Genomic DNA, 14,051 nt, shown 5'->3' with positions numbered 1-14,051 from the left:
CCGCGCCGCCGCGCCGCGCGTGCTGCGAGCGCCGGCACGCGCTGTTCCGGCCAGGAAGCCGGGCCAGCGCTGAAGCCTGAAGCGCCCGCGGGGCAGGGGCCTCGGCCCCGCTCCGGCGACGGGCGTCACACTTCCTCACTCCGGCCGCCCGGCGGGTCATGCACCCGTTACATCAGGCCACCATCTTTCCCGCAGGCAGCCTCCGGTTGCCTCATAGAACGGGAAAGACCTCATGAAACGCAGTCTCGCTTTCGGCTTCCTGGGTGTGGCGCTGGCCGCCACCGCCCTGCCGGCGCTGGCGCAGCGCGGCCCTGGCTCCATCCCGATGCGGATCTTCGAGCAGGCCGATGCCAATCACGACGGCCGGGTGGCTGAGCCCGAGGCGATGGATTTCCTCGCCGCGCGCTTCACCGAGGCCGATGCCAACCATGATGGCGCCATGACGCCTGAGGAACTGGGCAACTTCCTGCGCGCCCAGATGGCCTCCTACCGCCCCGGAACCGACAGCGGGCGGGAGCGGCGGCAGCCCCCGCCGGAGGCGCAGCGCCGGATGGAGGAGCGTCAGGCCCGCTTCTTCCGCATCGCCGATGCCGACCGGGACGGCCGCATCACGATGGATGAGCTGCGCCCCATGGCCGCCGCGCTGTTCCGGGCCGCCGATGCCAATGGCGACAATGTGCTGGAGCCGGGGGAACTGCGCGGCCATCGCGGCCCGCGTGGCGAGCATCGTGGCCCGGCACGCGGCGATACCCGTCCGCTCTGACGGGCCTGCCCCGGGAGCATCGTCTCCCGGGATGGCGGGCGCGCAACGGCGGTGCCGGTCTGACCGGTGCAGCACTTATTAAGATGTGTGGAAATGTCCCCGATGGTGGGCGCGACAGGGATTGAACCTGTGACCCTTCGCGTGTGAAGCGAATGCTCTACCGCTGAGCTACGCGCCCATCGGGGACGGGGCGGGAAATACGGCGTAGGCAGAGTCCTGTCAAGCGGCCCTCCGGATTGTTTCGTTGTCGTGTTCTTTTGTAATGCGAAGCCACCCCCATATGGCCGGCATGCACCGCGCCATCGCCTTGCTCGCCATCCCGCTGGCCGCCCTCGCAGCCCCCGCCGTGGCGGAGCCTTTGCGAGCTATCTACAGCGTGCGGGGCGGGGGCGTGCAGCTGCTGCAGGTGGAGGCGGTCTTCGACCTCGACACGCCGGGCCGCTACGCCATTCGCGCGGACTGGCGCAGCACCGGCCTAGCCCGGCTCTTCGGCAGCGCCCGCTTCAGCGCGCTTTCCGAAGGGCGGTGGGCCGGCGGCGAGGCCCGCCCCGGCCGCTATGTCATGGACGGCACATGGCGCGGCGAACCCCGCCGGGTGGTGCTGGATTACCCCGGTGGCCAGCCGGCGATGCGCCAGCGCCTGCCGCAAGAGGACCCGGAGCGCGAGCCGGTGCCGCAGGACATGACGCGCGACACCATCGACCAGCTTTCCGCCACGGCGCAGCTGATCCGACTGGTGGCCGAGACGGGGCGCTGCGACGGGCGTGCCTCGATCTATGACGGCGCCCGGCGGGTGGAGATGCAGACGCGCACCGCCGGCCGCGACCGCCTTTTCCCCTGGAGCACGGCGTGGCATGGGGAGGCGACGCGTTGCGCCTTCACCGGCCGCCAGATCGCCGGCTTCCGACGCAACGACAACGGAGACCGGGCGCGCGAGCCGCAGGAAGGCACGGCCTGGCTGGCGCCGCCCCGGCCCGGGGATATCCCGATCCCGGTGCGGCTGGAGATCCCCAGCCGCTGGCTGGGGGCCCTTTCGGTTTACCTGATGGAAGTGGGGCCGGTGGCGGCGGCCAGCAGCGCTGGCAGTTCCGATGGCCGTGCCGCGACCGGGGCGCCATCGGCGGCCGCGAGAGGGCCATAGCCCCAGGCGACAAAAACCGGCGCCACGCCAGCGCCGCGCGCGGCAGCGATGTCGTTGTGGTGGTCGCCGATCATCACGGCGTGGGCGGGGTTGCCGCCAGCGGCCTGCAGCGTCGCCAGCAGATGCGCCGGGTCGGGCTTGCGCACCGGGAAGCTATCGCCGCCGCCCACCGCCGCGAAGTAGTGGGACAGGTCCAGCGCATCCAGCACCACATGCGCCGCCGCCACCGGCTTGTTGGTGCAGACGGCCATGCGCCAGCCTGCGGCCTTCAGCGCTTCCAGCACCGCCGGAATGCCCTCGAAGGGCCGGGTATGCTGGGCGGCACTGGCTTCGTAATCCACCAGGAAGCCCGGCAGGGCGGCGGCATCCGGCTCGCGGCCGCGCGCGGCGAAGGCGCGGGCCAGCAGCGTCGGCACGCCATCGCCGATGAAGCCCACCACTTCCTGCAAGGTGAAAGGGGGCTCGCCATGCGCCGCCATCAGGCGGTTCAGGGCGGCATGAATATCGGGCACGCTGTCCACCAGCGTGCCGTCGAGGTCGAAGACGGCGGTCGGTTGCATGACATGGACATGCCATGTTTCGCCCGGCAACGCGAAGTGACGGTGATGTGCCAAACGGGGCCCTTGCCGTAAGCCCGGGGTATGGGCAGATGGGCAGCATGCAAGCCGCCGCCATCCTCCTCGCCGCCGGTCTCGGCACCCGCATGCGCTCCAAGCAGCCCAAGGCCATGCATGCGCTGGCGGGCCGGCCCATGCTCAACCATCTGATCGCCGCCTGCGAAGGCGTGTTCGACCGCATCATTGTGGTCGTCGGCCCCGACATGCCGACGCTGGAACGCGCCGCCGCGCCGCACCCGACCGTGGTGCAGGCGGAGCGCCTGGGCACCGGCCATGCCGCGCTTCAGGCCGCGCCGCTGCTGGAAGGCTTCGAGGGCGACGTGGCGGTGCTCTACGCCGACAACCCGCTGATCACGCAGGATACGCTCAAGCGCCTGCGCGCCATGCGGGAGGAAGCCGGGCTGGCCCTGCTGGCCCTGCGCCCCGCCGGCGAGAACCGTTATGGCCGCGTGGTGCAGGATGCCGCCGGGGATGTGACGCGCATCGTCGAATACGCCGATGCGACGGAGGCCGAGCGCGAAATCACCCTTTGCAATGCCGGCGTGCTCTGCGCCCCGGCCGGCGACCTGTTCCGCTGGCTGCGCGGCGTGCGCAACGACAACCGCGCCGGCGAATACTATCTGCCCGATATCGTGCCCCTGGCGGTGCAGGATGGCATCCGCGTCCGCGCGGTGGAGGCGCCGGAGGCCGAGCTGCGCGGCATCAACAGCCGCGCCGAGCTGGCCGAGGCCGAGGCCGAGGTGCAGGCGCGCCTGCGCCTGGCCGCCATGATGGGCGGCGCGACCCTGACCCTGCCGGAGAGCGTGGTCTTCAGCCATGACACGGTGCTGGGCCAGGACGTGACGGTGGAGCCGCATGTGGTCTTCGGCCCCGGCGTGCGGGTGGAGGATGGCGCCACCATCCGCGCCTTCAGCCACCTGGAAGGCTGCGTGGTGCGCGCGGGCGCCATCGTCGGCCCCTATGCGCGGCTGCGGCCGGGCAGCGACATCGGCCCCGCCGCGCATGTCGGCAATTTCGTCGAGCTGAAGAACACTTTGCTGGGGCCGGGGGCCAAGGCCAACCACCTCAGCTACCTGGGCGATGCGGAGATCGGCGCCAAGTCCAACATCGGCGCCGGCACCATCACCTGCAATTACGATGGCTTCGTGAAGTCCCGCACCCGGATCGGGGCAGGGGTCTTCATCGGCTCGGACAGCGTGCTGGTGGCGCCGGTCACGGTGGGGGATGGTGCCTTCACCGCCGCCGGCTCCGTCATCACGGCGGATGTGGCGCCCGATGCCATGGCCTTCGGCCGGGCGCGGCAGTCGGAAAAACCCGGCGCGGCGGCGGCTTTCCGCGCGCAACGGCAGACAGGGAAGAAAAGCTGATGTGCGGCATCGTCGGTGTGGTGGGGCGCGAGGATGCCGCCCCGCGTCTTCTGGAAGGCCTGCGGCGGCTGGAATACCGGGGCTATGACAGCGCCGGCATCGCCACGCTGGTGAATGGCCATATCGAGCGCCGCCGCGCCGAGGGGAAGCTGGTCAACCTGGCCGGCGTGCTGGAGCGCCAGCCGCTGCCCGGCACCACCGGCATCGGCCATACCCGCTGGGCCACCCATGGTGCGCCGACGGAGCGCAACGCGCACCCGCATGGCACCGCCCGCGTTTCCGTGGTGCATAACGGCATCATCGAGAACCATGCCGAGCTGCGCGCCGAGCTTGAGGCCAAGGGCGTGGTCTTCGAGACCGAGACGGATACCGAGACCGTCGCCAAGCTGATGGACCACCATCTGGCCACCGGCGCCTCGCCGGAGGATGCGACCTCGGCCACGCTGAAGCGGCTGCATGGCGCCTTCGGCCTGGCGATGATCTTCGCCGGCCATGGCAGCAAGATGATCGCCGCCCGCCGCGGCAGCCCGCTGGCCGTGGGCTATGGCGAGGAGGAGATGTTCGTCGGCTCCGATGCCCTGGCGCTTTCCCCGCTGACGCGCCGCATCGCTTACATGGAAGAAGGCGACTGGGCCGTGGTCACCGCCGGGGGCGCCGATTTCTTCGATGCCGAGGACCGGCCGGTGCAGCGGCAGATCAAGCTGACCGCCTTTTCCGGCGCCGCCGTGGGCAAGGGCAACTACCGGCACTTCATGGAAAAGGAACTCCATGAGCACCCGGTCGTGCTGGGCGACACGCTGCGCCAGTATATCGACCCCGCCAGCCGCGCCGCCGCCCTGCCGTCGCTGCCCTTCGACCCGGCGACCGTGCCGCGCCTGACGCTCTCCGCCTGCGGCTCCGCCTATCTGGCGGCGCAGGTCGGGCGCTATTGGCTGGAGCAGGTGGCGCGCGTGCCAGTGGATTCCGACATCGCCAGCGAATTGCGCTACCGCGACCCGGTGCTGCCGGAAGGCGGCGCCGCCATTCTGGTCAGCCAGTCCGGCGAGACGGCGGATACCCTGGCGGCGCTGCGCCTGCTGCGGCAGCTCAAGCAATCCGTGCTCTCCATCGTCAATGTGGACGAGAGCAGCATGGCGCGCGAAAGCGACGGCGCCGTGCTGACGGTGGCGGGGCCGGAGATCGGCGTCGCCTCCACCAAGGCCTTCACGGCGCAGCTTGCGGTGCTGGCCTGCCTTGCGCTGGGTTTCGGCCGCGCCCGTGGCGTGCTCTCGGCCGATGAGGAAGCGCGCCTGACCGCCGCCCTGCTGGAAGTGCCCGGCCATGCCGCCACGCTGCTGGAGAGCAATGACGAGATCATGGACCTGGCGAAGGAGATCACGGCCGCGCGGGACGTGCTCTTCCTTGGCCGTGGCAGCCTGTACCCGATCGCGCTGGAAGGCGCGCTGAAGCTGAAGGAGCTAAGCTACATCCATGCCGAGGGCTATGCCGCCGGCGAGATGAAGCACGGCCCCATCGCGTTGATCGACCCGGCGGTGCCGGTAATCGCGCTTTGCCCGAGCGGACCGCTCTTCGAGAAGACGGCCTCCAACCTGCAGGAAGCGGCGGCGCGGGGCGGCCGCATCATGGCCTTCACGGATGCCGAGGGCGCGCCGGCCCTGCGCCGCTTCGCCGAGCGCGTGGTGGTGCTGCCGACGGTGGACCCCTTCGTGGCACCCATCCTGCACGCCATTCCGGTGCAGCTTCTGGCCTATCACGTCGCGGTCATGAAGGGCACCGACGTGGACCAGCCGCGCAATCTCGCCAAGGCGGTGACGGTCGAATAAGGGCAACCGGCCGGGCCGGCTCTTTGTTCTAGAGCCAGCCCGACCCGTTCCATGCATCTCGCCCATGGCAGAGGCTCCATGTCCCTGCCTTGGCGGAAGGCGGCTCGTCGGCGTAATGCTGCAATGCAGCATGAACTTTTGCCGGAGCCGTACCATGAGCTGGACCCGTCCTGCCCGGACCGAATTCCTGGCCCGCCGCTATCTGGCCAGCCGTGGCAGCGCGCCGATGGTGCGGAACCCTTTGGATGCCGCCCTGCCGCGCCTGCGGCAGGAAGCCGCCATCACGGTGCGGCTGGCGCGGATCGACCTGATGCTGGCCCTGGGCCTGACCCTGGCGGGCATGGCCGTGGCGCTGGCGGTGTTCCTGGCGCCGCTGCATGGTGGGATGCTGCTGGTGCTCGTGCAATTGCATATCGCCCTGGCCGCCGGCGTGGCGGTGGCGATCTGGGCGGCGGTGGTGCTGGAGAAATCCGGCCCGCGCCTGGTGGCGGCCCAACGCATCACCCGCGCCCTGCATTCCGGCGCATTGCCCGAGGCGCTGGAACTGGCGCTGAAGGCCCTGCCGCCGCCAGCTCCTGCCGGCCGCTGAGGCGCGGAATCCTCACCCTGGCTGCTTGTTGCCGCTGCTGTTCCCGCCGGCCTGCGCCACTATCATCGACAGTACGAAGATGTGGTGGCTGTCAGCCCGCGTGCAGGAGCAGCCCGTGCCGATGACGGGCGTCTGACGGGGGATGCCGCGCGGCCGGGTGGCCGCGCGGCTGCGCCTGTTAGATTCTGCCCATCAGGATCAGGATCAGCAGGATGATCAGGATCAGCCCCAGGCCGCCGGAAGGGCCGTAGCCCCAGCCCGAGCTATAGCCCCAGCGCGGCAAGGCGCCGATCAGCAGCAGGATCACAATGATCAGGAGAATGAGACCCATGGCGTCCCTCTTGCGCTTGTAAACCGCCGGATGGCGGCTTGACCCCGGCCGTGCCGGATGTGCGGGCTGAACGCGGGATAGCGGCGGAATGTTTCAGGACCAGGGCCGGAATCCCGCTGCCTGGGCTGACAGCGACCCCGGCCGGGCGTAACGTTCCGGCAGAACGCGACCTGGCCGGGCTTCCATGGCCGGACGTTGGGAAAGGGAAACGTCATGCTCGATGCTCTCTCCAAGCTGCCGCTGAAGGACCCGGACCTGCTGCGGCAGGCCAATTTCATTGACGGCGCCTGGGTGAAGTCCGATTCCGGCAAGGTGCTGGAAGTGCGCAACCCCGCGACGGGTGAGCTGGTCGGCACCGTGCCCTCCATGGGGCAGGCGGAGACGCGCCGCGCCATCGAGGCCGCCAATGCCGCCTGGCCCGCCTGGCGCGCCATGCTGGCCAGCGAGCGCGCGGCCATCCTGAAGAAGCTCGCGGCCGCCATGCTGGCCAATGCCGATGACCTCGCCGCCATCATGACGGCGGAGCAGGGCAAGCCCCTGGCGGAATCGAAGGGGGAGGTGTCCTATGCCGCCAGCTTCATCGAATGGTTCGCCGAGGAAGCCCGCCGCGTGAATGGCGAGACCATCCCGCAGAACGCCAAGGGCCGCCGCATCCTCGTCACCAAGGAGCCGGTGGGCGTCTTCGCCGCCATCACGCCCTGGAACTTCCCGGCCGCCATGATCACCCGCAAGGCCGGCCCCGGCTGGGCGGCGGGCTGCACCGGTGTCATCCGCCCGGCCTCGCAGACGCCTTTCTCCGCGCTGGCCATCGCGGTGCTGGCGGAGCGGGTGGGGATGCCGAAGGGCGTCTGCAACGTCATCACCGGCCCGTCCTCCGCCACCGGCAAGGAACTGACGGCCAATCCGCTGGTGCGGAAGCTCTCCTTCACCGGCTCCACCGAAGTCGGCCGCGTGCTGCTGGCGCAATGCGCCGAGACCATCAAGAAGACCTCGATGGAACTGGGCGGCAACGCGCCCTTCATTGTCTTCGACGATGCCGACCTCGATGAAGCGGTGAAGGGCGCCATCGCGTCGAAGTACCGCAACACCGGGCAGACCTGCGTCTGCGCCAACCGCGTGTTGGTGCAGGAAGGGGTCTATGAGGCCTTCTCCGCCAAGCTGAAGGCGGCGGTCGAGGCGCTGAAGGTCGGCAATGGCATGGAGGAGGGCGTCACCCAGGGCCCGCTGATCAATGCCGATGCGGTGAAGAAGGTGCAGGAGCATATCAACGACGCCCTCTCCAAGGGCGCCAAGGTCGTCACCGGCGGCAAGCCGCACGAGAAGGGCGGCAATTTCTTCCAGCCCACCGTGCTGGCCGAGGTGCCGCATGACGCGCTGATCTTCCGCGAGGAAACCTTCGGCCCCGTCGCGCCGCTCTTCCGCTTCAAGACGGAGCAGGAGGCCATCAAGCTGGCCAATGACACCGAGTTCGGCCTCGCCGCCTATTTCTACTCGCGCGATGTCGGCCGCATCTTCCGCGTGGCCGAAGCGCTGGAATACGGCATCATCGGCATCAACGAGGGCATCATCTCCACCGCCGAGGCGCCTTTCGGCGGCTTCAAGCAGTCCGGCCTGGGCCGCGAGGGCAGCAGCCACGGCATCGAGGAATACCTGGAAACCAAGTATCTGGCGCTCGGTGGCATCGGCGCCTGAATGCGGGGCAGACCCGCGCTGACTTGACGGCACGGCGGCGGAGGGCATCTCTGCCGCCGTGACCTTTTTCCGGGAGCCGCTGCATGTCCGCCTATGACTTCGACCTTTTCGTCATCGGCGGCGGCTCGGCTGGCGTGCGCTGCGCCCGCATCGCGGCGACGCATGGCGCCCGCGTGGCGGTGGCGGAGGAACGCTTCTGGGGCGGCACCTGCGTCAATGTCGGCTGCGTGCCCAAGAAGATCATGGTCAATGCCGCCGAATACGGCCTCTGGGCGGAGGAAGGGAAAGCCTTCGGCTGGCTGGAGATGCAGGCGGGCGCGCATGACTGGCAGACCCTGAAGCAGGCGCGGGATGCCGAGGTGCAGCGCCTTTCCGCCATTTATGGCCGGCTGCTGGCCAATGCCGGCGTCACGCCCTTCGAATGCCGCGCCAGCTTCATCGATGCCCATACGCTGGATGTCGGCGGCCGGCGCGTGACGGCGGAGCGGATCGTGATCGCCGTCGGCGGCCATGCGCTGAAGCCGGAGATTCCCGGCGCTGAACTCGGCATGATCTCCGACGACCTCTTCACGCTGGAGGAATTGCCGAAGCGCGTGGCGGTGGTGGGCGGCGGCTATATCGCGCTGGAATTCGCCTCGCTGCTGCGCGGGCTGGGGGCGGAGGTGGACCTGCTCTACCGCCAGCCGCTGCCGCTGCGCGGCTTCGACCAGGATATGCGGGAGGCGATGCGGGACGCGCTGGATGCGCGCGGCATCACCCAGCATATCGGGCATGAGGTGACGAAGCTGGAGAAGCAGGAGGGTGGCATCTGCGTCACCACCACCGCCGGCCACCATGTCACGGTGGATGCGGTGATGTTCGCCACCGGCCGCCAGCCCAATACCCGCGGCCTGAACCTGGAGGCGGTCGATATCCTGACCGGCCGCTTCGGCGCCATTCCGGTGGATGCCAACCAGACGACGCGCCAGCCGCATATCTTCGCACTGGGCGATGTGACGGACCAGTTGAACCTGACGCCGGTGGCGACGGCCCAGGGCCATGCCCTGGCCGATACGCTCTTCGGCAACCGCCCGCGCACCGCCAGCCTGAAGAACGTGCCCACTGCTGTCTTCACCATCCCCCCCGCCGCCACAGTGGGCCTGACGGAAGAGGAAGCGGCGGCGCAGGGCCCGGTGGATATCTACCTGACGCGCTTCACGCCCATGCGCCACACCATCAGCAAGAGCCCGCGCAAGACGCTGATGAAGCTGGTGGTGGACCGCGCCACGCAGAAGGTGGTGGGCGCGCATATGTTGGGCGACGATGCGCCGGAGATGATGCAGGGCATCGCCATCGCGATCGTCTCCGGCGCCACCAAGCAGGATTTCGACGCCACTATCGGCATCCACCCCACGGCGGCCGAGGAATTCGTCACTCTGCGCAGCATGGCGCGCCAGGTGGGCTGAGGCGGCAGGCCATGGGTCCGCTGCTGCGGCTAACCATCTTCCTGTCGCGGCTGGTGCGCAACCCGCCCAGCCGCCGCAAGGCGACCGTCATGCTGGTGGCGCTGTTGCTGGCCATCGGGCTGGTGGTGGTGGAGAAGATGGGCGCCTGGCCCGAGTCCTGGAAGGTGGACCGGGCGCCCATCATGCGGATGCACTGAAGCGGCGGTCAGGCCGGCCGCACGCTCCAGGGATAAGGCATGCTGCCCTTCACGAAGCCGGTCAGGTTGTTGCGGTAGGCGGTACGGACAAAGAACTGGCCGAGCGGGATGGTGGCGACATCATCCTGCGCCTTCTTGTTCACCTCATCCGCGATACGGCGCTGGGTGGCCTGGTCCGGCGCATCCAGCCAGGTCTGGATCAGTTCCTCCATCTCCGGGCTCTTGTACCAGCCGAACCAGCCGGTCTCGCCCGTGCCCTTCACCAGGGAGGAGACGGCCGGGTTCAGATAGGCCATGGCGGAGCCATAGGTGTGGAAGATGCTCCAGCCGCCTTTCTCCACCGGTTCGCGCGAGGCGCGGCGCTGCACCACGGTGCCCCAGTCGCTTTCCATCAGGTCGACATTCATGCCGATCTTGGACAGGACATCCGCCGTGAGCTGCCCGTGCGGGCCGATCAGCGGGAAATCAGTGGGGTTGATGATCACCACCTTCTCCCCGCGATAGCCTGATTCCGCCAGGGCGGCCTTGGCGCGGTCCAGGCTGCGCGGCGGGCTGTTGAGTTCCGAGAGATTCTCGGTGGCCCAGGGCGTGCCGCAGGGGAAGAGGCTGTGGCACTCCCGCCAGACGGACTGGTCGTCGCCCATCGTCACGCGCATGTAGTCGGCCTGGCTGACGGCCAGCGCCACCGCGCGCCGCACCTTCGGGTTGTTGAAGGGTGGATGCAGGTGGTTCAGCCGCATCAGGCTGAGATTGCCCGAGGTGGCGAGGATATCGACCTTCACGTTGCGGTTGCGCTGCAGGGTCGGGACGAGGTCGCTGAGCGGCTGGTCCACCCAATCGACCTCGCCGTTGCTGAGCGCGGCGACGGCGGTGGCGGGGTCGGGCAGCACATGCCATTCGACACGGTTGTAATGCGCGGCCTTGCCGCCGCTGGTCCAATCCGGCGTGCCCTCGCGCGGCACGTAGCGGTCGAACTTGGCGTAAACCGAGCGGCTGCCGGTGCTGAACTCCTCCTTCACGAAGCGATAGGGGCCGGAGCCGATCACCTCGGAGATCTGCGTATTGGCATCGGTGCGCGCCAGCCGCTCCGGCATGATGAAGGCGACATTGGCATCGGGCTTGGCGATGGCGTCCAGCAGCATGGGGAAGGGGCGGGTGAGCCGGATCTCGACCGTGCGGTCGTCCGCGGTGCCCCAGCGTTCCACCACCTTGGCCAGCAATTGCCCGAAGGGGTCGCGCTTGGACCAGCGCTCCAGGCTGGCGGCGGCGTCGCGGGCCAGCACGGGCTCGCCATCGTGGAAGCGCAAGCCTTCTCGCAGCCTGATGCGCCAGGTCAGCTTGTCGTCCGAGACGGTATGGCCTTCCGCCATCTGCGGCAGCGGGCGCTGTTCCGCATTCACGCCATAGAGCGTGTCATAGACATGGTAGCCATGGATCTGGGTGACGATCGCCGAGGTCCAGATCGGGTCCAGGGCCGTCAGATTGGCCTGCGGCACGAAGCGCAGGGTCGAAGCCTTGGCAGGCTGCGCGAGGGCCGGGCGCGCCAGGGCAAACCCGCCCAGCGCGGCGCCCTGCAGCAGGGTGCGGCGATGCATGATGTTATCCTCCCTTGTCCCTTTGGCGGGACTTGGGAGGAGACTAGGCAGCCCTTCGCGAAGGGGTCAACGCGGCAGTGTTTCTTCCAGCCAGGGCGGCGGCGGGTCTTCCTCCGCCGGGCGGCCGCGCAGCATGCGGCCCTTGGAAAGTTCGCTGACCACACCGTGCAAGGTGCGAAGTTCCTGGGTCGTCACCTCGCCCCGGTTGAACCAGTGGCGCAGGTTGCGCACCATGCCGGCGCGCTTGGGGTGGTTGTCCAGGAAGCCAGAGGCATCCAGCTCCCGCACCAGCCGCTCCAGGAAGTTGTCCAGCTCGCCCTTGGTGGCGACGCTGGTCTCGTTGGTCATGAACTGGCGCGGGGGCGTCTGGTCCTCGGCCGCGTTCCACCATTCATAGGCCATGATCATCACGGCCTGCGCCAGGTTCAGCGACATGTGCCGGGGGTTCAGCGGGTAACGCACCAGCGTATCGGCCCGGGCCATGTCCTCGGCCTCCAACCCCGCGCGCTCAGGGCCGAAGAGGATGGCGACGCGGTGCTCGTCGCCCCGGCAGATCTTCACCAGCTCCTCCGCCGCGCCGCGTGCCGTATGAACCGGCACGATCACATGGCGGGGGCGCGGGCAGGTGGCAAAGACGCGGCGGCAGTCCGCCACCGCATCGGCCACCGTCGGGTGGACCGTGGCGGCATCCAGGATGCGGTCGGCGCCGGAGGAAGCATACCAGGCACGCTCCAGCGGCCAGCCATCCCGCGGGGCGACGAGGCGCAGGTGGAAGAGCCCGCCATTGGCCATGGCGCGCGCCACCATGCCGATATTCTCGGCCAGCTGCGGGCGCACCAGCACGACGATGGGGCTCTCGCCCGGCAAGGGCGCTAGGTCGGCGCCGCCGTCACGGCCGGTCATGGTGCGGTGCTGGGGGCAGGGGGCTTCATGCGCATGGCGCCCCGATAGCCCCGCCGCGCCGCCGGGAAAAGGGCTTAGCGCCGCCGGGCCAGGAAGGCGCGGAGCTGCGCGATCTCCTTTTCCTGTGCCACGATGATTTCCTGCGCCATGCGGCGCATCTCCGGGTCCTTGCCGTGTTCCAGCTCGATCCGCGCCATGTCGATGGCGCCCTGGTGATGCGGGATCATGCCGGCGGCGAAGTCGCGGTCAGGGTCGCCGGTCAGGGGAATGTCCATGTCCCGGTGCGTCCGCGCCATCGCGTCCCGGTAGGCGCGGGTGGCGGGCGTCTCGGCGGCAGCGGCCGGGGCGCCATGGCCCGCATGCTGCGCCAGCGCCGTGCCGGCCAGGGGGAGAAGCAGGGCGGAGGCAAGGACAAAGGACTTCATGAAACGGTTTCTCCAATGCATCCGCCGCAGATGCATCCTTGCCCCCATGGGAAGGCAAGCCCTCAATCCTTCCGTTCCGCACAGGGCCGCCCACATCTGCGGAACGACAGCAGGATGCCCGCGCGCATGACAGCACGTGCCCTTTCCGCCCCGGCGCCTCTTCTCAGCGCGCCATGGCGCGACCGCCAGGGAGACTTTTCGCCCTTCAAGCTGGCGGTGCTGGCCGGCCTCTGCCTGCCGGCGCTTTGGCTGGCCTGGCTGGCCGCCACCCATTCCCTGGGGCCGCGCCCCTATACGGAGGCGATCCACCAGACCGGCCTCTGGGCCATCCGCATCCTGCTGCTGTCGTTGCTGGTGACACCGCTGCGGCAGATGCTGCGGCAGCCAAGGGTGATGCTGGTGCGCCGCATGGTCGGCGTGGCGGCCATGGCCTATGCCCTGGCGCATCTGTTTCTTTATGTCACGGACATGGGCTTCAACCTCGGCAAGGTCGTGTCCGAGATCGCGCTGCGCTTCTACCTGACCATCGGCTTCATCGCCCTGGCCGGGCTGGTCGCGCTGGGCGTCACCTCCACGGATGGATGGGTGAAGCGGATGGGCGGGCGGCGCTGGCAACTGCTGCACCGGGCCGTCTATGGCATCGCCATCCTGGCGCTGGTGCATTTCGTGCTGCAAACCAAGCTCGACGTGACGGAGGCCATGCTGACCGCCGGCCTCTTCCTTTGGCTGATGGGCTACCGGCTGCTGGCGCCTCAGGGCGCTGCGCCGTCCCTGTGGCGGCAGGCCTTGCTGGTGCCGCTGGCGGCGGCGGGCACCGCGCTGCTGGAGGCCGGCTGGTATGGCATCGGCACCGGCGCGCCCTTCTGGCCGGTGCTGATGGCCAATCTGGATGTGGAATTCGGTTTGCGCCCCGCCCTCTGGGTCGGGATTGTCTCGGCTGGAATGCTGGCGGTGGGTGCTTTCGGCCGGTGGCGGCAGGCGCGGCAGCCGAAGCGCCGCGCCCGCGCCGGAGCACGGCGCCCGGAAGTGGCCTAGGCCCGGCGCCAGGTGGTGCCGGCGGCGGAATCCTCCAACACGATGCCCTGGGCCGTGAGTTCCGCGCGGATGCGGTCCGCTTCCGCCCAGTTCTTGGCGGCGCGGGCGGCGAGGCGGGCCGCGATGTA

General features: G+C 69.3%; 15 protein-coding genes and 1 tRNA gene. 9 read left to right on the top strand and 7 right to left on the bottom strand.

Going from position 1 to position 14,051, the window contains the following annotated elements:
- Positions 1 to 232 precede the first annotated feature (232 nt).
- A complete protein-coding gene (locus IBL25_RS18590) occupies positions 233 to 763 on the top strand; it encodes an EF-hand domain-containing protein (protein WP_187780019.1) in 531 nt (176 codons plus the stop codon).
- Between the two features lie 103 nt (positions 764 to 866).
- Here IBL25_RS18590 and IBL25_RS18585 read toward each other — a convergent pair.
- Positions 867 to 941 (bottom strand) — tRNA-Val (locus IBL25_RS18585).
- A gap of 102 nt (positions 942 to 1,043) precedes the next feature.
- Here IBL25_RS18585 and IBL25_RS18580 point away from each other — a divergent pair.
- Complete coding sequence (locus IBL25_RS18580) at positions 1,044 to 1,904, top strand: DUF3108 domain-containing protein (RefSeq protein WP_187780018.1); 861 nt, start codon at positions 1,044 to 1,046, stop codon at positions 1,902 to 1,904.
- Here IBL25_RS18580 and gph read toward each other — a convergent pair.
- Positions 1,802 to 2,464: a phosphoglycolate phosphatase gene (gph, locus tag IBL25_RS18575; protein ID WP_187780017.1), complete on the bottom strand. Its 663-nt coding sequence runs from the start codon at positions 2,462 to 2,464 to the stop codon at positions 1,802 to 1,804. The two genes, IBL25_RS18580 and gph, sit on opposite strands and share 103 nt — an antisense overlap.
- Positions 2,465 to 2,553: 89 nt before the next feature.
- Between gph and glmU the strand changes: the two genes are divergently transcribed.
- From glmU to IBL25_RS18560, 3 genes are all read left to right on the top strand, one after another.
- Complete coding sequence (gene glmU, locus IBL25_RS18570) at positions 2,554 to 3,888, top strand: bifunctional UDP-N-acetylglucosamine diphosphorylase/glucosamine-1-phosphate N-acetyltransferase GlmU (protein WP_187780016.1); 1,335 nt, start codon at positions 2,554 to 2,556, stop codon at positions 3,886 to 3,888.
- Positions 3,888 to 5,711: a glutamine--fructose-6-phosphate transaminase (isomerizing) gene (glmS, locus tag IBL25_RS18565; protein ID WP_187780015.1), complete on the top strand. Its 1,824-nt coding sequence runs from the start codon at positions 3,888 to 3,890 to the stop codon at positions 5,709 to 5,711. The genes glmU and glmS overlap by 1 nt, the downstream gene beginning before the upstream one ends.
- A gap of 154 nt (positions 5,712 to 5,865) precedes the next feature.
- Positions 5,866 to 6,300, top strand: a complete 435-nt coding sequence (locus tag IBL25_RS18560) for a hypothetical protein (RefSeq protein WP_187780014.1) — start codon at positions 5,866 to 5,868, stop codon at positions 6,298 to 6,300.
- A 178-nt stretch (positions 6,301 to 6,478) separates the two neighbouring features.
- Here IBL25_RS18560 and IBL25_RS18555 read toward each other — a convergent pair whose 3' ends face one another.
- Complete coding sequence (locus IBL25_RS18555) at positions 6,479 to 6,631, bottom strand: DUF3309 family protein (RefSeq protein ID WP_187780013.1); 153 nt, start codon at positions 6,629 to 6,631, stop codon at positions 6,479 to 6,481.
- A 213-nt stretch (positions 6,632 to 6,844) separates the two neighbouring features.
- Between IBL25_RS18555 and IBL25_RS18550 the strand changes: the two genes are divergently transcribed.
- From IBL25_RS18550 to IBL25_RS18540, 3 genes are all read left to right on the top strand, one after another.
- Positions 6,845 to 8,323 carry an NAD-dependent succinate-semialdehyde dehydrogenase gene (locus IBL25_RS18550; RefSeq protein WP_187780012.1) on the top strand — a complete coding sequence of 493 codons (1,479 nt, stop codon included), beginning with the start codon at positions 6,845 to 6,847 and terminating at the stop codon, positions 8,321 to 8,323.
- An 83-nt stretch (positions 8,324 to 8,406) separates the two neighbouring features.
- The gene (gene gorA, locus IBL25_RS18545; protein WP_187780011.1) at positions 8,407 to 9,768 is read left to right on the top strand and encodes a glutathione-disulfide reductase; all 1,362 of its coding nucleotides are present in this window, start codon (positions 8,407 to 8,409) and stop codon (positions 9,766 to 9,768) included.
- A gap of 11 nt (positions 9,769 to 9,779) precedes the next feature.
- On the top strand, positions 9,780 to 9,965 hold the full coding sequence (locus IBL25_RS18540) for a phage tail protein (protein ID WP_187780010.1): 186 nt from the start codon (positions 9,780 to 9,782) through the stop codon (positions 9,963 to 9,965).
- Positions 9,966 to 9,973: 8 nt separating this feature from the next.
- Here IBL25_RS18540 and IBL25_RS18535 read toward each other — a convergent pair whose 3' ends face one another.
- The 3 genes from IBL25_RS18535 to copM form a co-directional block, all read right to left on the bottom strand.
- Positions 9,974 to 11,560: an ABC transporter substrate-binding protein gene (locus IBL25_RS18535; protein ID WP_187780009.1), complete on the bottom strand. Its 1,587-nt coding sequence runs from the start codon at positions 11,558 to 11,560 to the stop codon at positions 9,974 to 9,976.
- A 66-nt stretch (positions 11,561 to 11,626) separates the two neighbouring features.
- A complete protein-coding gene (locus IBL25_RS18530; protein ID WP_187780008.1) occupies positions 11,627 to 12,463 on the bottom strand; it encodes an RNA methyltransferase in 837 nt (278 codons plus the stop codon).
- Positions 12,464 to 12,537: 74 nt separating this feature from the next.
- Entirely contained in the window at positions 12,538 to 12,888 is a 351-nt protein-coding gene (copM, locus tag IBL25_RS18525) for a CopM family metallochaperone (protein ID WP_187780007.1), read from the bottom strand.
- A 126-nt stretch (positions 12,889 to 13,014) separates the two neighbouring features.
- Here copM and IBL25_RS18520 point away from each other — a divergent pair, with 126 nt between their 5' ends.
- Positions 13,015 to 13,923: a protein-methionine-sulfoxide reductase heme-binding subunit MsrQ gene (locus IBL25_RS18520; RefSeq protein WP_187780006.1), complete on the top strand. Its 909-nt coding sequence runs from the start codon at positions 13,015 to 13,017 to the stop codon at positions 13,921 to 13,923.
- Here IBL25_RS18520 and IBL25_RS27720 read toward each other — a convergent pair.
- Positions 13,920 to 13,994, bottom strand: coding sequence for a hypothetical protein (locus tag IBL25_RS27720; protein ID WP_456315876.1), 75 nt, complete (start codon positions 13,992 to 13,994; stop codon positions 13,920 to 13,922). The genes IBL25_RS18520 and IBL25_RS27720 overlap by 4 nt on opposite strands.
- Positions 13,995 to 14,051 lie beyond the last annotated feature (57 nt).

Origin of the sequence: Pseudoroseomonas ludipueritiae, from assembly GCF_014490445.1 — a bacterium.
In the GTDB taxonomy this organism is placed as follows: domain Bacteria; phylum Pseudomonadota; class Alphaproteobacteria; order Acetobacterales; family Acetobacteraceae; genus Pseudoroseomonas; species Pseudoroseomonas ludipueritiae.
This window is presented reverse-complemented; position numbering and strand designations above follow the sequence as displayed.